The following is an 18,134-nucleotide window of genomic DNA, read 5'->3' on the forward strand; positions in this document are numbered from 1 at the left end:
GTATTGGGCTACCTTGCTACAGCAAGCTCTTGACGTAAACGTCAATGTCGCTGATGTATTTTTCTATACCTGGAGCATCTTTCTCTTGAATAAGATGTTCCAGCGCTTCACATAACTGCTTGCCGGGTACCAGATTAAGCATGGCAAACACGCCTTTCAGGCGATGGGCCGTTTGGGCTAACGCAGCGAAATCGCTGATAGCCGCCTCAGTATACAACCTCTTAACATCATCCGGTACTGTGTCTACAAAGAGAGCGTAGTAACCACTGGCATGAAGTTCGGCGTTTTCATCTCCGCCGAGGGGGAGTTCCTGGAACCCTTCTTGCGCCAGTTGCTCTTCAATCAGCTCAAGGACAGCTTCCTGCATAGCATTGCTCATATTAAAGTTAACGCGCAGTTGGCCAGGGCCAATTTTCCGCACGCCAGACTCATCATCGCTTAAAAGTAGGCCTGAAGCAGTAAGATTAGACGGATTATCCGTTAAAAAGAGATCATATTCTTGACTATTCAACCGTTCATCGGGCGTGATGCAGGTTGCCCCCCAGTTTTCCAGCTGACGTAATACAATGCTACGTACGTCATTTGAGGTGACATCAACCATTACGCAGACGTCATCCAACAGGCGCTCTTCACTATCAGCATGTTGATCGTGCAGCGGCATTTTAACATGGACGATATAACGTGTTCCAAGTTCTTCCCGCGCTTTGATATTCAGGTGTCCGCCAAGCTTACGGGCTAACTGATCGCACAACCAGAACGTCAGAGGGTTGGCTTTGCCATACCGATCGCCCTGCGTGTCATTGATGAACGGGAAATGGAGATTATCAACTTCATTCAATGTGACGCCTTGCCCGGTATCCAGAATGCGGAAGGTCAGGCGTTCAGCCTCTGACTCATCCTGGTCGACTTCCAGCGTGATTTTACCAATCTGCGTGGTGGTTACCGCATATTGGATCAACAGCAGCAAAATACGGCGCAAGGCATCGCGATCGCCACGGCGTTCATCATGGGCGCTAAGGTGATTTTTAATCAGTAGCTGCAGCCCCTTACGCTTAATGGCTGGCAGAACCTCCGGAACTACGTCGTCAATTAATGCCTGCACGGAAAACAGTGTGGATTCACCTTTCCAGGCATCGTTCTCCAGCAGGTTGGCTAGCTGGATTTCGTCCACCATTCGCACCAAAACGTCGGCCTGATTTGCCAGTTTCTGGCTGTCCGGTGTATTGAGCGCGGCGGCATTGGCAGCCAACGTTTTCGCGGGGTCTTTCAGCGCGCTGCCAATATTCTGCATAAAGGCCGCGCGGGCCTGCTGATTTTTCTCATACAGCCGCTGCGCTTGTTTCAGCTTCTTATTGACCAGCACTTCGCGGTCCTGGTCACGAATGATAAAGATCTGCGTTCTCGGGGAGATCTGGCTGCGAAACAGTCTGATTTCATACAGTTCATTATTGATGGTGGCCTGAATGATTCCCTGATGCTGCTCTGCCATGTTGGTAATGTTTTGCAGATTTAAATGCGGCAGCAGGTGATCGGCAATTTTGTTGCTGATAACCGTACGATTTGCTTCCTGATCGTGTACCAGTAATCCCAGTGGCAGAAGGGAAACAATCTCTTCATTGATTGCGCGAAGAACGCGCAGTTCATTATTTGCCGCAAGGTTTGGCGCCACTTGGGTGGAACGGACTGGGAGGTGGCGAAAAGTGGTATAGCCAAATAGCGCCAGGGCCAGCAACGCAATGTTCAGCAAAAGCGGTAGCAGAATGCTTTGCAATGTGTCGAGCAGCAATGAGCCAAACGGAACCTGCCATACCAGCCGCATATCCGTTGAGTTTAGCGCCGAAGAGATCTCAATTTTACTGTTGTTGAAATTAATGCTGACGCTGTCAGGCGACTCTTTTTCATTCAGGTGCTCGGTCGTTGAGGTGGCATCAGGTTCCAGATAGAAACTGTCCAGCGGCATACCGGGCGGGATCAAGTCATTAATCGGCAGGTCAAAGGCGACAACCGTTGCCAGATGTCCTGGCTGATTAAAGGTCGTGCGTAGCGTGAAGTAATGCCCGTTCTGCCAGGCCAGACGGCGCAGTGAAGAGAAGCTTTCACGTTCATCTAGCGCATTAGCCTGTTGCAGCATCTCAGCGCGCCGGGAATCGACAATATTCCCAATCGTCGATTCTTTAAAACCGGAGGTAAGATCTTTCAGCGGTAACGTCGAGATTAGGATCAGGCTGTTGTCCTGACCATTCAGGTAATACATTGACCATGGGACATTCTCTGCGCCCCACAACGTATCCAGATATGTTGAAATGCGCTGGGTCATTTCCAATGTAGAACTGTCATGCGAGCCGAAAATCAGCGCCTCGGTCTTTCTGCGCGGCTTCTCAAGATAATAGACGTCTTGTTTCAGACGCGTTTCCTGCAGCCCTTCTGCACCCGGCGAACTGGTTGAGGCGGCAATGTTGTCATAGATTTGCCAGGTCACGTATCGCCAGGTATCGACCCTTTTATGAATGGCATGGGTAATATCGACGATCTGATAGCTCTTATCTTTTAACCAGGTGTTGACGGCGCTCTGGACCATAACACCCATCATCACCAACAGCACAACGATCAGTAATAAGAAGAAACGGGTAATACTTCCTGGCAACAGGGAGAATCGGGTGGAAACCGTTGTGTCAGACTGACTCATTCGTGTTTATGACCTGTTAAACGACGCGAAAGATGAAGGGGCAGTATAAAGGGTAATGTATGAATTACCACACTTACACCGCTCGGCAGAGGTTGCATTTTTTACGCCTCATTTGGTTGCACCCGTGACGGTTCAAAGGTGTACAGTGGATAACGGCGGGTACAAATATTCGTACGGAAAGTATACATTTAGCATTAAATAACAATCAATTATTTGTCAGGCTTATATCTGAGCGCAGTGCTATGAGATAGTTAATAGTCGTTATAGTTTTGCATCGGTAGCACAGAAAGGTAAGTTTTGTGTAAAGAAGGGTAAAAAAAAACCGAACGCTGAGCATTCGGCTGAAATAGGGGTAAACAGACATTCATAAATGAATGACGGTAATAAATAAAGTTAATGATGATAGCGGGTCTATTTTAGTTGCGAGTGAAGATTTTTTTTTGTCATTCAGTGCTATAAGATTTTTTTGAGTAACTTGTTGATTTTGAAGATCATTAATATGATTCTTGATTATTTGTGCTTATTTTGCCTATTTTTTGATTTTAAAAAAGTTCCCTTGTATTAATATTTTGAAACATCTATGCAGATAAATGAAACACCTTAAAAGTTTTAGTATCATATTCGTGTTGGATTATTCTGTGTTTTTGCGGAGAATGAAGTTGCCGACTGGTTAATGACCTTAATCAGTATGCAGTGGCATAAAAAAGCAATAAAGGCATATAACAGAGGGTTAATAACATGAAAGTTAAAGTACTGTCCCTCCTGGTACCAGCACTGCTGGTAGCAGGCGCAGCGAATGCGGCTGAAATTTATAACAAAGACGGCAACAAATTAGACCTGTACGGCAAAGTCGACGGTCTGCACTATTTCTCCGATGACAAAAGCGCTGACGGTGACCAAACCTATATGCGTATCGGCTTCAAAGGCGAAACTCAGGTTAATGACCAACTGACCGGTTACGGCCAGTGGGAATACCAGATTCAGGGTAACGCGCCTGAATCTCAGAACAACTCCTGGACGCGTGTGGCGTTTGCGGGTCTGAAATTCGCAGACGTGGGTTCTTTCGACTACGGTCGTAACTACGGCGTAGTTTACGATGTAACGTCCTGGACCGACGTTCTGCCGGAATTCGGCGGCGACACCTACGGTTCTGACAACTTCATGCAGCAGCGTGGTAACGGTTTCGCGACCTACCGTAACACCGACTTCTTCGGCCTGGTTGATGGCCTGAACTTTGCCCTGCAGTATCAGGGTAAAAACGGTAGCCCGGAAGGCGAAGGCATGACCGGCGTGACCAACAACGGTCGTGAAGCACTGCGTCAGAATGGCGACGGCGTTGGCGGATCTATCACTTATGATATCGGCGAAGGCTTCTCTCTGGGTACTGCAGTCACCAGTTCAAAACGTACCGACGAACAGAACCGTTTGAACTTCGGTACCGGCGACCGTGCTGAAACCTATACCGGTGGTATTAAATACGACGCGAACAACTTCTACTTTGCAACTCAGTACACTCAGACCTACAACGCAACGCGTGCAGGCTCCATGGGTTGGGCTAACAAAGCACAGAACTTCGAAGCGGTTGCTCAGTACCAGTTCGACTTCGGTCTGCGTCCGTCCGTGGCTTACCTGCAGTCTAAAGGTAAAGACCTGGGCCGTGGCTATGGCGACGAAGACATCGTGAAATATGTTGATGTTGGTGCGACTTACTACTTCAACAAAAACATGTCCACCTATGTTGATTACAAAATCAACCTGCTGGATGACAATCAGTTCACCCGTGACGCAGGTATCGGTACCGATGATATCGTAGCGCTGGGTCTGGTTTACCAGTTCTAATCTACATTTATTGTTATCAAAGGCCCTGCGGGGCCTTTTTTAATGCTGTTTTTCCGCCGTACAAACAACGATTTTTGGTGTACTCTTGCGCGCGTTCGCATGAGGATAATTACGTATGGAAATGAAATTTTATCGCGCAGCGCTGCTGGCGGTGACGATTTTTTTTGTCGGGTGCGATGAAGCCCCGAAACCTGCTCAGACCGCAACGCCAGCCACCGTTCTGGAAGGTAAAACCATGGGCACTTTCTGGCGGGTCAGTGTAGTGGGCGTCGATGCAAAACGCGCCGCAGAACTACAGGTGAAGATCCAGACTCAGCTTGATGCCGATGATCAACTGCTCTCCACCTATAAAAATGACTCTGCATTGATGCGCTTTAACTTATCGAATAGTTTGTCACCATGGCCGGTTAGTGATGCCATGGCGGATATCGTGACCTCGGCGCTACGCATTGGTGCAAAAACCGATGGGGCTATGGATATCACCGTGGGGCCGTTAGTCAATCTGTGGGGCTTTGGCCCGGATCAGCAACCGTTGCATATTCCCACCCAAGAGCAAATTGACGCTGCAAAAGCGCAAACCGGACTTTCACATCTAAAGGTCGTGAATGAAGCGCATCAGAATTACCTGCAAAAAGACTTGCCGGATCTGTATGTGGATCTCTCTACCGTTGGCGAAGGGTACGCCGCCGATCATCTGGCACGATTAATGGAGCAGGAAGGGATCGCCCGTTATCTGGTTTCCGTTGGCGGCGCGCTAAACAGCCGCGGTATGAATGCTGAAGGGCATCCGTGGCGTGTCGCAATTCAGAAACCGACCGATCGTGAAAACGCGGTGCAGGCGATTGTAGACATTAACGGGCATGGCATTAGCACCTCCGGCAGCTACCGTAACTATTATGAGCTGGATGGCAAGCGTCTTTCCCATGTTATCGATCCGCAAACCGGTCGTCCGATTGAACACAACCTGGTGTCCGTAACGGTCATTGCCCCAACGGCGCTGGAGGCCGATGGCTGGGATACAGGATTGATGGTGCTCGGCCCGGAAAAGGCCAAAGAAGTTGTGCGTCGTGAAGGGCTGGCGGTCTATATGATTATGAAAGAGGGCGAGGGGTTTAACACCTGGATGTCGCCGCAGTTCAAAAGCTTTCTGGTCAGCGGAAAAAATTAAAAAGCAAGATTGCGGGTTTTTGTATCCGGCTATGGGGACACACTGACGCTAAGCGCTATGCTTAACAAAGGAGTCCGAAATGAAAAATCGTTTACGCATCACTGACGATGACCGTTGGCAGTCCGTTTTGGCTCGTGACACCGACGCCGACGGTCAGTTTGTTTTTGCCGTCCAGACCACCGGTATTTTCTGCCGTCCGTCCTGTCGGGCAAAACATGCGCTGCGCAAAAATGTCCGCTTTTTCTCTGATGCTCAGCAGGCGCAGGCTGCCGGGTTTCGCCCCTGTAAGCGCTGCCAGCCGGATAAAAACAGCGCGCAGCAGCATCGGCTGGACAAAATTGCCCGCGCCTGCCAGTTGTTGGAGCAAGAGTCACCTCTTACGCTGGACGAGTTGGCACAACAGGTGGCAATGAGCCCGTATCACTTACATCGCTTGTTCAAAGCTACGACAGGCATGACCCCGAAAGCGTGGCAGCAGTCCTGGCGTGCCCGCCGTCTGCGCGATGCTCTGGCGAAAGGTGTTCCGGTTACGCAGGCGATTCTCAACGCCGGATTCCCCGACAGCAGCAGCTATTACCGCAAAGCGGATCAGACATTAGGCATGACCGCAAAGCAATTTCGTAAAGGTGGCGACAACGTTTCTGTACGCTATACCCTCGCAGATTGCGCTCTGGGTCGTTGTCTGGTGGCAGAAAGCGAGCGGGGTATCTGTGCGATCTTACTTGGTGATGATGACGCCACGTTAGTTGCGGATCTGCATGAGCTGTTTCCCGCCGCGCAGGATGTTCCTGCAGATGCCGATTTTCAGCAGCGCGTGCGCGAAGTGATCGCCGCGATCAACTCGCGTGACGCGTCGCTATCGCTACCCCTGGATATCCGGGGCACCGCATTTCAGCAGCAGGTGTGGCAGGCGCTGCGCGCAATTCCGTGCGGCGAAACAATGAGCTACCAACAGCTGGCCAGCGCCATCGGCAAACCGAAGGCGGTACGCGCGGTGGCCAGTGCCTGTGGGGCCAACAAACTGGCGGTTGTAATTCCGTGTCACCGGGTGATCCGTGGTGATGGCGCACTTTCGGGCTACCGATGGGGTATTGCGCGCAAGGCGCAGTTACTGCAACGGGAAACTACTGGCGAGGAAACATAATGCTCGATCTTTTTGCGGATGCTAAACCCTGGCAGGAGCCGCTGGCTTCAGGTGCGGTTATTCTGCGACGTTTCGCTTTTGACTCTGCACCCACTTTACTGCAGGCGATAGCGGCTGTCGCCAGACAGTCGCCATTTCGTCAGATGGTAACGCCCGGCGGCTATACGATGTCGGTGGCAATGACCAACTGCGGCCATCTGGGCTGGACGACGGATCAGCATGGCTATCTTTATTCTCCGTTTGATCCACTCACCGGCGTGCACTGGCCGCCGCTGCCGGATGCATTTGCTGACCTGTGTCAACAGGCGGCGACGGCGGCGGGCTATGCTGATTTTCAACCCGATGCCTGCCTGATTAACCGCTACACGCCAGGGGCAAAACTGTCCTTACATCAGGATAAAGACGAGCCCGACCTGCGGGCGCCGATTGTCTCTGTATCGCTGGGGCTACCGGCCATCTTTCAATTTGGCGGATTGCGCCGTAATGACCCTTTAAAGCGTTTGCTGCTGGAACATGGCGATGTCGTGGTGTGGGGCGGTAATTCGCGGCTGTTTTATCATGGGATCCAGCCGCTTAAAACGGGGTATCATCCGTTGACCGGAGACTGTCGTTACAATCTGACGTTTCGTCAGGCAGGTAAAAAAGAATAAAAATAAGAATTATTATTGCTGTCAGCGAAGAGATGTTTAAACTGCGGGCTGTTATTACTTGTCCGGGTTGTGTGCATGGAACTTTTACTTCTTGTCTGGCGGCAGTATCGCTGGCCATTTATCAGCGTGATGGCGCTCAGCCTCGCCAGCGCCGCGTTGGGGATTGGGCTGATTGCGTTTATCAACCAGCGTCTGATTGAAACGGTCGACACCACGCTGATGGTGCTACCGGAGTTTCTTGGCCTGCTGCTGTTATTGATGGCCGTCACCCTCGGTTCACAACTGGCGCTCACCACGCTGGGACACCACTTTGTCTACCGACTGCGTAGCGAATTTATCAAACGGATTCTGGACACCCACGTCGAGCGCATCGAACAGCTTGGCAGCGCCTCGTTGCTGGCGGGTTTAACCAGTGATATCCGCAACATCACCATCGCCTTTGTTCGTCTGCCTGAGCTGGTACAGGGGATTATCCTGACAGTCGGATCGGCGGCGTATCTGGCGATGCTGTCGACTAAAATGTTGCTGGTGACGGCAATCTGGATGGCAATCACCATCTGGGGCGGATTTGTGCTGGTGGCGCGGGTGTATAAACACATGGCCACCTTGCGCGAAACTGAAGATAAGTTGTACAACGATTATCAAACGGTGCTGGAAGGGCGCAAAGAGCTGACGCTCAACCGTGAGCGTGCCGAGCATATCTTTAATCAGATGTACGTCCCGGATGCCAAAGAGTACCGTCACCACATTATTCGCGCCGATACTTTCCACCTGAGCGCAGTCAACTGGTCGAACATTATGATGCTGGGCGCCATTGGTTTGGTGTTCTGGATGGCCAACAGTCTGGGCTGGGCGGATACCGCCGTGGCGGCGACCTATTCGCTGACCCTGCTATTTTTGCGCACGCCGCTGCTCTCTGCCGTTGGCGCGCTACCGACGCTGCTCACCGCGCAGGTAGCGTTCAACAAGCTGAACAGGTTTGCCCTTGCGCCCTTTAAGGCCGAATTCCCACGTCCAAATGCGTTTCCGAACTGGCAGACGTTGGAGTTACGTAACGTGGTTTTCCACTATCAGGATAACGCCTTCTCCGTTGGACCCGTGAATCTGACGATTCATCGCGGTGAACTGATCTTTCTGATTGGCGGTAACGGTAGCGGGAAATCTACGCTGGCGATGTTACTGACTGGTCTATACCAGCCGCAGTCAGGCGAAATATTGCTTGATGGTAAGGCCGTTGCCGTTGAAAAACCGGAAGACTACCGCAAGCTATTCTCCGCCGTGTTTACCGACGTCTGGCTGTTCGACAAACTGCTGGGGCCGGAAGGTAAAGAGGCTAATCCGCAGCTGGTCGCGAAGTGGCTGGAACATCTGAAGATGGGGCACAAGCTGGAGCTGAGCGATGGCCGTATCCTCAATCTGAAGCTGTCGAAAGGGCAGAAGAAACGCGTGGCGCTGCTGCTGGCCCTGGCGGAGGAGCGCGACATCATTCTGCTGGACGAATGGGCTGCCGATCAGGATCCCCATTTCCGCCGGGAGTTCTATCAGGTGCTATTGCCTTTGATGCAGGAAATGGGCAAAACCATTTTCGCCATTAGCCACGACGATCACTATTTTATTCATGCCGACAGGCTGCTGGAAATGCGTAACGGACAGTTGAGTGAACTGCTGGGCGATGAACGTGAAGCCGCCTCGCGTGACGCGGTGGCTCGCACAGCCTGATCCTACGTGCCGCCGGTTTTTTAGCCACCCGGCGGCACTGTTTATTGTTATTTACATAAATCAGCATCATGATTAATGATATTTCATATCATGGATTTATGATTAATGTCCGTAATAAACAAAAACAGCGCCAGGCTGCGTGATGAAGAGCGTGCGCGCCTTATCTGGCTGCTGACCACTGATAAAGCCATTATTTCAACACTGTTGGGCAAGCTTACCCTGGCTGAGCAATATGACGTCGGTACGTTAGCCGACGATATTGCTGAGGTAGGGGCGCTGGTCGCCCACCTGCCGCCTCCCGATTTAGCCGATACCCTCGAAGCATTACCTTCAGAAGAGCGTCACGCCCTGTGGCGACTGGTCGAAAGTGAAAAGCGTGGTAACGTCCTGCTTGAGGCGTCTGAAAACGTCTGGGACGACCTGATCGATGAGATGAGTGACCGCGAAATACTGGATGCGCTGCAATATCTCGATATCGATGAACAGATTTATCTGGTGCAGCATCTCCCGCGTAACCTCACTGGACGGTTGCTGGCGACGTTACCAGCCGAAGAGCGGGCGCGTGTCCGCCAGGTAATGCATTACGAGAAGAATCGCGTCGGCGCGATTATGGAGTTCGAAGTCATCACCGTGCGTCCGGACGTGACGCTGGAAGTGGTGCAACGCTACCTGCGACGGTTGGGCAAAATGCCGGAGAACACCGATAAACTCTTCGTGACCGATCGCAATAAAGTGCTGGTTGGAGAACTGACGCTAACCTGCATCCTGCTCAATGATGTGCAACGCAAAGTCAGCGAGGTGATGGAAGATGACCCGCTCACCTTTTCTCCGGACGATATCGCTGAAAACGCTGCACGTACCTTCGAACGTGACGACCTGGTCAGTGCTGCAGTCGTTGACCCTTCAGGCAAGCTGATGGGCCGCTTAACTATCGATGAGATCGTCGATGTGGTCTATGAAGAAACTGATACCGATTTGCGTCGAATGGGGGGCTTAAGCGCCGGAGAGGATGTGTTTGCGCCCGTTACCAAAGCGGTAAAAACCCGTTGGGCGTGGCTGGCCGTTAACCTCTGTACCGCCTTTATCGCCTCGCGGGTGATCGACGGTTTTGAACATACGATTTCGCAACTGGTGGCGCTGGCCTCGCTGATGCCAATTGTGGCGGGAATTGGCGGCAATACCGGGAATCAAACCATCACCATGATCGTCCGCGCGCTGGCGCTACAAAATATTCAGCCGGGGAATCTGACGTTTTTGATCCTGCGCGAAATGGGTGTTGCAGTGATTAATGGCCTCGTATGGGGCGGAATTATGGGCGGTATTACCTGGTGGCTGTACGATGACATGGCGCTCGGCGGAGTAATGACCCTGGCGATGATGCTTAATTTGTTGATGGCAGCATTAATGGGGGTCATCATTCCGATGACGATGGTGAAGCTCGGGCGCGACCCGGCGGTTGGCTCGAGCGTCATGATTACGGCTATTACCGATACCGGCGGTTTCTTTATTTTTCTCGGTCTGGCAACGCTGTTTCTGATGTAGCCGCGCGTTTGCTTCTGACGATACGTGGCAGAATGAGCATTGCCATCACCCCGGCAACCACGCCAATCGCCAGGTTGCCGGTGGATACCGTGGCAGCGACGGTCACCAGCATCACCAGCGTTTCAGTGACGGGGAGTTTCCTCAGCGTGGCGGGCTGGATGCTGTGCCAACTGAAGGTTTTTACCGCCACAATCACCATAATTCCCGCCAGCACCGACATGGGTATTTCTGCCATCACTTCGCTTAACCCAGTGACTAACAGTAGTAATACCAGTCCGGCGGCAACCGTCGAGACGCGGCTGCGTCCTTTGCCCATCTCGACGTTAACGATGGTTTGACCAATCATCGCGCACCCGGCGATGCCGCCATAAAATCCGGCCAGAATATTGGCTATCCCCAGCCCGGCACTCTCGCGATTCTTATTCGACGGCGTCACCGTCAGGTCATCCACCAGACGGGCGGTCAACAGCGACTCCATCAAACCGACAAAAGCGATACTCAGCGCGCAGGGCCAGATAATCGCCAGCGTTTGCAGGTTGAGCGGAACCAACAACTGGGTGAAACCCGGCAGGCCGCCGCTCATCGAACCTTCGTCACCGACGGTCGGTAACAGTTGCCCGCTGGTGACAGTGAACACGGTCAGCAGCACGATGGCGATAAGCGGTGCGGGGATAGCTTTAATAAACCGCGGAACCCACAGCACAATCAGCAGCGTCAGGACAAACAGCCCCCAGATGAGCGGGCTTTTCCCCCAGAAATGAGGGACCTGGGCAAAGAAAATCAAAACACCTAGTGCGTTGACAAATCCGGTCATCACGGCCGTAGGGATGAATCGCATCAGACGTGCCATTCCCAATACACCAAACAGGATCTGAATCATCCCGGCCAGCACCACTGCAGGCAGGATGTATTGCACGCCGTGTTGATGCACCATCGGACCAATCACCAGCGCAACCGATCCTGCAGCGGCGGTAACCATTGCGGGACGACCACCTAAAAAGGACATCGCCAGGCACAGTACGACGGAGGCGATCAAACTGACTTTAGGATCAACGCCTGCGATAACGGAAAACGAAATCACTTCCGGGATCAGCGCCAGGGCGGTTACCACACCGGCCAGTGTTTCGCGAACCAGCAGACGGGGTTGGCGCAGCACGGCTCGGGCCGCGTTTTCCGCGACTGCGACAGAGGAATGTTGAGTTGCAGACATAGTTACACTCAGGTCAAAAATGGCCTGATACAGCAGACCGACAGGCATCCGTGCGGTGAATAGCAAAGCGCAGCATAGTACCCGTCTGACGGACTGGTTTCCAGAAATGATTGTCAATAACCGTATAAACTATCAACGTGTTAATAACATTTTTAAAAATTAAATATAATTTATAAACAATATTTAATTATTTTTACTTAAGTGTTACCGTTGATGCCGCTCGATTTTCACCTGCATTAAAAGCAAAAAAGCGATACTAAAAGTAAGGCATTAACATTATGAAAAAAGTGACTGCCATGCTCTTCACCATGGCTGTAGGGCTGAATGTTGTCTCGATGGCGGCAAAAGCGAAAGCGGCGGAAGAGCAGGAAACGGATGTACTGTTGATTGGCGGCGGCATCATGAGCGCCACGCTGGGAACCTATTTACAGGAGCTGGAGCCGCAATGGTCAATGACCATGGTTGAGCGACTGGATGGTGTAGCGCAGGAAAGCTCAAATGGCTGGAATAACGCCGGAACGGGACACTCCGCACTGATGGAGCTGAACTACACGCCTAAAAAGGCCGACGGTAGCATCAGCATTGAAAAGGCAGTCGAAATTAACGAAGCCTTCCAGATTTCCCGCCAGTTTTGGGCCTGGCAGGTCAATAATGGCGTGATGCATGACCCGCGTTCATTTATCACCACCGTTCCGCACATGAGTTTTGTCTGGGGTGACGAGAACGTGAACTTCCTGCGTGCCCGTTATACAGCACTACAGCAGAGTACGCTGTTCCGAGGTATGCGTTATTCCGAAGACCATGAGCAGATTAAAGAGTGGGCGCCGCTGGTCATGGAAGGCCGCGATCCGCAGCAGAAAGTCGCAGCAACGCGTACCGAGATTGGTACTGACGTGAACTACGGCGAAATCACGCGCCAGTTGATTACTTCATTGCAGAAAAAGCCGAACTTTGCGCTGCAGTTGAGCACCGAAGTGCGTGGTTTTAAGCGTAATGCCGACAATAGCTGGACGGTCACGGTCGCCGATCTGAAAAATAACGAAGCGGAACATGATATCAAGGCGAAGTTTGTCTTTATCGGTGCCGGTGGCGCTGCGCTGAAGCTGTTGCAGGAAACCGACATTCCGGAAGCGAAAGGCTATGCCGGATTCCCGGTGGGCGGGCAGTTCCTGGTTGCGGACAATCCGGACGTAGTCAACCGCCACCTGGCGAAAGTGTATGGTCAGGCCTCCGTTGGCGCGCCGCCGATGTCCGTACCGCACATCGACACGCGTATCCTTGATGGCAAGCGCGTTGTGCTGTTTGGGCCATTCGCGACATTCTCCACCAAGTTCCTGAAAAACGGTTCATTGTGGGATCTGCTCAGCTCGACCACCACGTCGAACTTTATGCCGATGGTCAACGTGGGTCTGGATAACTTCGCTCTGGTGAAATATCTGGTGAGCCAGGTGATGCTCAGCGACGACGACCGTTTTGCTGCGCTGCAAGAGTACTATCCGCAGGCGAAAAAAGAAGACTGGCGTTTATGGCAGGCGGGCCAGCGTGTACAGATCATCAAAAGCGATGCGGAGAAGGGCGGCGTGTTGCGTCTGGGTACTGAAGTCGTCAGCGATAAAGAAGGCACGATTGCTGCGCTGCTGGGAGCTTCTCCGGGCGCATCAACCGCGGCACCGATCATGCTGCATCTGATGGAAAAAGTGTTTAAAGATAAAGTGGCCAGCCCCGAGTGGCAGGCGAAGCTGAAAACCATCATTCCGTCTTATGGTACTAAGCTGAACGGTAACGTTGAGGCTACGGAACAAGAGTTGCAGTACACCAGTGAGGTTCTGGGTCTGAAATATGACAAGCCGCAGGTTGCTGATGAAGCACCGAAACCACAGCTGAAACCTCAGGCACAACCGCAGCCTGAACAGAAAGCCGTCGCGGATATCGCACTGTAAATACAATGCCGGATGGCGCTGCGCTTATCCGGCCTGTTTTATGCATCTGTAGGCCGGATAAGGCGGTACGCCGCCATCCGGCACATCCTGACTTAGCGCGCGACTGCGTCTTGAATTTTATCTTCTGCTTTCCAGATACGGTATTTAACGTCCACGTTTTCCGGGGTGTAGACCACAATCGGCAGCTTGCTGTTGTAACGGAGCATGCCGTCATCACCCAGATACGCAGTAATGAATTTCTTCTCTTTCTTACCGTCCGGGCAGGCCATCATGGTTGAAACCGGAGATGTGACTTTGTCGAAGACGTAGTAGTCATATCCCCAACCTTCCAGCGTTTTGCTGTCCAGTTCGCCACCCAGGCGGTGTTGGTTGCAGTCAACTTCCAGCGTTTGTCCGATCAGCAGTTCTACTTTCAGAGTAGATTCATCTTTCTCAGGAGTAAGCTGGATAACCTGGCGCTTCATACCCTTTTCCGCCTTAGGATAAGGGGCGACTTTTTCCAGCGGCTGAGCGGCGGTATCGTTACTGGCAGCCCATGCAGAGGTGCTGGCAAAGGCGGCGAAAAGTACGGCAGGGACAATTGTCTTCATCTTATTGTTCACAGTGTTTCCTTTCTTCTGTCTTTTGAACGAGTCAGGGGCAGGTTAACATATTCGCATCATCAATTAATCTGTATTTACTTATATTTTAAGTGTATCCAGCAATAGTTTACGTTCAATGTAGCGATATATTCTAAGAATCATCTTAAACATGAGATTATTATCTTAATATTGAATCGCTATATACGTGGCTATATAACTCATTGAAATGTGAGCAAAAGCGCATTTTTTCCCGCCAACTCAACACTCCTTTGATCCGGCAACAGCATTTACCCCAATTGGGGTATGCACCTCTAACACATCCTGAAATATCTTACGGCTAAAAATAACTACTCATAAATAGTGCAGTTTTTTATGTCGTTCAACCCGCCGAGGGAGGGCGTCATTATGGAAGGACAATGTCATGGTTGATTTATCCCGTCGAGGCATGTTGACAGGCAGTTGGCGAAACGCCAGCGCAGGGATCCGTCCGCCGTGGAGCAAGGAAGACTCTCACTTTCTGGCCCATTGCCTCCGTTGTGACGCCTGCATCCAGGCGTGCGAAACCGACATCCTGCAGCGAGGCCAGGGTGGTTACCCGAGCGTAAATTTCAAACACGGCGAGTGCAGCTTTTGCTATGCCTGCGCAGAAGCCTGTCCCGAATCACTTTTTCTTCCGCGCCACACCAGGGCATGGGATCTGAACTTTACGATTGGGGAAAACTGTCTCGCACATCAGTCCGTTGAATGTCACCGCTGTCAGGATAGCTGTGAGCCCATGGCAATAACCTTTCGCCCCACGCTGTCCGGCATTTATCAGCCGCAGCTCGACAATCAGGACTGTAACGGATGTGGCGCCTGTGTCGCTATCTGCCCGGTATCAGCCATTAACGCGGAGTACAACCATGGACAATAACTGGCAGGTCTGCAGCCTGGTCGTTCAGGCCAAAAGCCAGCATATCAACGATATCGCCACGCAGTTGCGTTCCTTTCCCGGTTGCGAAGTTGCCCTCAGCGATGTGGAAAGTGGTCAGTTGATTGTGGTGGTGGAAGCTGATCAAAGTGAAACGCTAATGAAAACAATTGAGTCAGTGCGCAACGTTGCGGGCGTGCTGGCGGTGTCGCTGGTTTATCACCAGCAGGATGAGCAAGGTGAGGAAACACCATGAAACTCAGTCGTCGTAGCTTTATGAAAGCTAACGCCGTTGCGGCCGCTGCGGCGGCTGCCGGGTTAAGCGTGCCGGGCGTTGCCCGCGCGGTAGTCGGTCAGCAAGAAGCCATCAAATGGGACAAAGCCCCGTGCCGTTTTTGCGGGACGGGCTGCGGCGTATTGGTCGGAACGCAGCAAGGGCGTGTTGTGGCATGCCAGGGCGATCCGGATGCGCCGGTTAACCGTGGGCTTAACTGCATCAAAGGTTACTTCCTGCCGAAAATCATGTACGGAAAAGACCGTTTAACGCAGCCGATGCTGCGCATGAAAGACGGCAAATATCATAAAGAAGGTGAGTTCACCCCGATTAGCTGGGACCAGGCTTTTGACGTGATGGAAGAGAAATTCAAAACGTCGATGAAAGAGAAAGGCCCGGAATCTATCGGCATGTTCGGCTCTGGCCAGTGGACGATTTGGGAAGGTTATGCCGCTGCCAAATTGTTTAAAGCGGGTTTCCGTTCCAATAACATCGACCCGAACGCACGTCACTGCATGGCCTCAGCGGTAGTCGGCTTTATGCGTACCTTCGGTATGGATGAACCGATGGGCTGCTATGACGATATCGAACATGCAGACGCCTTCGTCCTGTGGGGCGCGAATATGGCAGAGATGCACCCGATCCTGTGGTCGCGCATCACCAACCGTCGTCTGTCCGATCCTAACGTCAACGTCGCGGTTCTCTCCACTTTCCAGCACCGCAGCTTTGAGCTGGCGGATAACGGTATGGTCTTCACGCCGCAAACCGATCTGGTGATCCTCAACTACATCGCGAACTACATCATTCAAAACAATGCGATTAACCAGGATTTCTTTAGCAAGCACGTCAACCTGCGTAAAGGCGTGACGGACATCGGCTACGGTCTGCGTCCGACCCATCCGCTGGAAAAAGCGGCGAAAAACCCGGGATCCGATGCCTCTGAACCGATGAGCTTTGAGGATTACAAAGCCTTCGTTGCTGAGTACACGCTGGATAAAACCGCCGAAATGACCGGCGTACCAAAAGATCAGCTGGAACAGCTGGCGCAGCTGTATGCCGATCCGAAGAAAAAAGTCATCTCCTACTGGACGATGGGCTTTAACCAGCACACCCGCGGTGTATGGGCCAACAACCTGGTCTATAACCTGCACTTGCTGACTGGCAAAATCTCCCAGCCAGGCTGCGGCCCGTTCTCTCTGACCGGCCAGCCTTCCGCCTGCGGCACCGCGCGTGAAGTCGGTACATTCTCCCATCGTCTGCCTGCGGACATGGTGGTGACAAACGAAAAACACCGCGATATCTGCGAGAAGCACTGGAATATTCCGTCAGGGACCATTCCGGCAAAAATCGGTCTGCACGCCGTGGCGCAAGACCGCGCGCTGAAAGATGGCAAGCTCAATGTCTACTGGGCGATGTGTACCAACAACATGCAGGCTGGTCCGAACATCAATGAGGAGCGTATGCCGGGCTGGCGCGATCCGCGCAACTTCATCATTGTCTCCGATCCGTACCCGACGGTCAGCGCCTTGTCTGCTGACCTGATCCTGCCGACTGCGATGTGGGTAGAGAAAGAAGGTGCCTACGGTAACGCTGAACGCCGTACACAGTTCTGGCGTCAGCAGATTAAAGCACCGGGCGAATCGAAGTCGGATCTGTGGCAACTGGTGCAGTTCTCTCGTCGCTTCAAAACAGAAGAAGTGTGGCCCGAAGAGCTGCTGGCACAAAAGCCGGAGCTGCGTGGCAAAACGCTGTATGACGTGCTGTTTGCCACGCCAGCAGTGACAAAATTCCCGGTGACTGAACTGGCTGAAGATCAACTGAATGATGAATCCCGCGAGCTGGGCTTCTATCTGCAAAAAGGGTTGTTCGAAGAGTACGCCTGGTTTGGTCGCGGCCACGGGCATGACCTTGCGCCATTTGACGATTACCACAAAGCCCGCGGTTTACGCTGGCCGGTCGTTGAAGGCAAAGAGACCCAGTGGCGCTACAGCGAAGGCAACGACCCTTACGTGAAAGCAGGTGAAAGCTACAAGTTCTACGGTAAACCGGACGGTAAAGCGGTTATCTTCGCGCTGCCGTTTGAGCCTGCTGCTGAAGCGCCGGATAAAGAATATGACCTGTGGCTATCCACCGGACGTGTTCTGGAACACTGGCATACCGGCAGTATGACGCGTCGTGTGCCTGAACTGCACCGCGCTTTCCCGGAAGCTGTGCTGTTCATCCACCCGCTGGATGCAAAAGCACGCGATCTGCGTCGTGGCGATAAGGTCAAAGTGATTTCCCGTCGTGGCGAAGTGATTTCGATTGTTGAAACACGCGGTCGTAACCGTCCGCCGCAGGGGCTGGTGTACATGCCGTTCTTCGACGCCGCACAGCTGGTGAACAACCTGACGCTGGATGCGACGGATCCGCTCTCAAAAGAGACGGATTTCAAGAAGTGCGCAGTGAAACTGGCGAAGGTGTAACGCGTT

13 protein-coding genes are annotated in these 18,134 nt (G+C 52.4%); 10 read left to right on the forward strand and 3 right to left on the reverse strand.

The window, feature by feature from the left end; genetic code table 11:
* Positions 1-16: 16 nt before the first annotated feature.
* Positions 17-2,686 carry a phosphotransferase RcsD gene (rcsD, locus tag OGV98_RS05300; RefSeq protein WP_003845134.1) on the reverse strand — a complete coding sequence of 890 codons (2,670 nt, stop codon included), beginning with the start codon at positions 2,684-2,686 and terminating at the stop codon, positions 17-19.
* A 738-nt stretch (positions 2,687-3,424) separates the two neighbouring features.
* Between rcsD and OGV98_RS05305 the strand changes: the two genes are divergently transcribed.
* The 6 genes from OGV98_RS05305 to mgtE all read left to right on the forward strand — a co-directional run bounded on the left by OGV98_RS05305 (position 3,425) and on the right by mgtE (position 10,748).
* On the forward strand, positions 3,425-4,525 hold the full coding sequence (locus OGV98_RS05305; protein ID WP_057101391.1) for a porin OmpC: 1,101 nt from the start codon (positions 3,425-3,427) through the stop codon (positions 4,523-4,525).
* 115 nt (positions 4,526-4,640) lie between these two features.
* Positions 4,641-5,693, forward strand: a complete 1,053-nt coding sequence (gene apbE / locus OGV98_RS05310; RefSeq protein WP_202581144.1) for an FAD:protein FMN transferase ApbE — start codon at positions 4,641-4,643, stop codon at positions 5,691-5,693.
* 79 nt (positions 5,694-5,772) lie between these two features.
* On the forward strand, positions 5,773-6,837 hold the full coding sequence (ada, locus tag OGV98_RS05315) for a bifunctional DNA-binding transcriptional regulator/O6-methylguanine-DNA methyltransferase Ada (RefSeq protein WP_160180006.1): 1,065 nt from the start codon (positions 5,773-5,775) through the stop codon (positions 6,835-6,837).
* Positions 6,837-7,487 carry a DNA oxidative demethylase AlkB gene (gene alkB, locus OGV98_RS05320; protein ID WP_003027582.1) on the forward strand — a complete coding sequence of 217 codons (651 nt, stop codon included), beginning with the start codon at positions 6,837-6,839 and terminating at the stop codon, positions 7,485-7,487. Before ada ends, alkB begins: the two co-directional genes overlap by 1 nt.
* Before the next feature lie 75 nt (positions 7,488-7,562).
* Positions 7,563-9,206 (forward strand): multidrug ABC transporter permease/ATP-binding protein, encoded by a 1,644-nt coding sequence (locus tag OGV98_RS05325; RefSeq protein WP_003027580.1) that lies wholly within the window; start codon positions 7,563-7,565, stop codon positions 9,204-9,206.
* Between the two features lie 105 nt (positions 9,207-9,311).
* Complete coding sequence (gene mgtE, locus OGV98_RS05330; protein WP_003027576.1) at positions 9,312-10,748, forward strand: magnesium transporter; 1,437 nt, start codon at positions 9,312-9,314, stop codon at positions 10,746-10,748.
* Here the strand turns inward: mgtE and OGV98_RS05335 are convergent.
* Positions 10,711-11,958, reverse strand: coding sequence for a SulP family inorganic anion transporter (locus tag OGV98_RS05335; protein ID WP_202581146.1), 1,248 nt, complete (start codon positions 11,956-11,958; stop codon positions 10,711-10,713). The two genes, mgtE and OGV98_RS05335, sit on opposite strands and share 38 nt — an antisense overlap.
* A gap of 278 nt (positions 11,959-12,236) precedes the next feature.
* Here OGV98_RS05335 and mqo point away from each other — a divergent pair, with 278 nt between their 5' ends.
* Positions 12,237-13,898, forward strand: a complete 1,662-nt coding sequence (gene mqo, locus OGV98_RS05340; protein WP_202581147.1) for a malate dehydrogenase (quinone) — start codon at positions 12,237-12,239, stop codon at positions 13,896-13,898.
* Between the two features lie 92 nt (positions 13,899-13,990).
* Here mqo and eco read toward each other — a convergent pair whose 3' ends face one another.
* Positions 13,991-14,488 carry a serine protease inhibitor ecotin gene (eco, locus tag OGV98_RS05345; RefSeq protein WP_044711545.1) on the reverse strand — a complete coding sequence of 166 codons (498 nt, stop codon included), beginning with the start codon at positions 14,486-14,488 and terminating at the stop codon, positions 13,991-13,993.
* 412 nt (positions 14,489-14,900) lie between these two features.
* On the opposite strand from eco, the gene napF reads away from it, so the two are divergent.
* The 3 genes from napF to napA are packed head-to-tail and all read left to right on the forward strand — an operon-like array spanning position 14,901 to position 18,128.
* On the forward strand, positions 14,901-15,392 hold the full coding sequence (gene napF, locus OGV98_RS05350; RefSeq protein ID WP_003027564.1) for a ferredoxin-type protein NapF: 492 nt from the start codon (positions 14,901-14,903) through the stop codon (positions 15,390-15,392).
* Positions 15,382-15,645, forward strand: coding sequence for a chaperone NapD (gene napD / locus OGV98_RS05355; RefSeq protein WP_032936605.1), 264 nt, complete (start codon positions 15,382-15,384; stop codon positions 15,643-15,645). Before napF ends, napD begins: the two co-directional genes overlap by 11 nt.
* Complete coding sequence (napA, locus tag OGV98_RS05360) at positions 15,642-18,128, forward strand: nitrate reductase catalytic subunit NapA (RefSeq protein ID WP_003027558.1); 2,487 nt, start codon at positions 15,642-15,644, stop codon at positions 18,126-18,128. Before napD ends, napA begins: the two co-directional genes overlap by 4 nt.
* Positions 18,129-18,134 lie beyond the last annotated feature (6 nt).

This window comes from Citrobacter sp. Cf136 (assembly GCF_030333815.1).
GTDB classification, from domain to species: Bacteria; Pseudomonadota; Gammaproteobacteria; order Enterobacterales; family Enterobacteriaceae; genus Citrobacter; species Citrobacter freundii.

Coding starts and splice junctions, on each gene's coding strand:
- rcsD (WP_003845134.1), bottom strand. CDS start 2,686: ATGAGTCAGTCTGACACAACGGTTTCCACCCGATTCTCCCTGTTGCCA.
- OGV98_RS05305 (WP_057101391.1), top strand. CDS start 3,425: ATGAAAGTTAAAGTACTGTCCCTCCTGGTACCAGCACTGCTGGTAGCA.
- apbE (WP_202581144.1), top strand. CDS start 4,641: ATGGAAATGAAATTTTATCGCGCAGCGCTGCTGGCGGTGACGATTTTT.
- ada (WP_160180006.1), top strand. CDS start 5,773: ATGAAAAATCGTTTACGCATCACTGACGATGACCGTTGGCAGTCCGTT.
- alkB (WP_003027582.1), top strand. CDS start 6,837: ATGCTCGATCTTTTTGCGGATGCTAAACCCTGGCAGGAGCCGCTGGCT.
- OGV98_RS05325 (WP_003027580.1), top strand. CDS start 7,563: ATGGAACTTTTACTTCTTGTCTGGCGGCAGTATCGCTGGCCATTTATC.
- mgtE (WP_003027576.1), top strand. CDS start 9,312: ATGTCCGTAATAAACAAAAACAGCGCCAGGCTGCGTGATGAAGAGCGT.
- OGV98_RS05335 (WP_202581146.1), bottom strand. CDS start 11,958: ATGTCTGCAACTCAACATTCCTCTGTCGCAGTCGCGGAAAACGCGGCC.
- mqo (WP_202581147.1), top strand. CDS start 12,237: ATGAAAAAAGTGACTGCCATGCTCTTCACCATGGCTGTAGGGCTGAAT.
- eco (WP_044711545.1), bottom strand. CDS start 14,488: ATGAAGACAATTGTCCCTGCCGTACTTTTCGCCGCCTTTGCCAGCACC.
- napF (WP_003027564.1), top strand. CDS start 14,901: ATGGTTGATTTATCCCGTCGAGGCATGTTGACAGGCAGTTGGCGAAAC.
- napD (WP_032936605.1), top strand. CDS start 15,382: ATGGACAATAACTGGCAGGTCTGCAGCCTGGTCGTTCAGGCCAAAAGC.
- napA (WP_003027558.1), top strand. CDS start 15,642: ATGAAACTCAGTCGTCGTAGCTTTATGAAAGCTAACGCCGTTGCGGCC.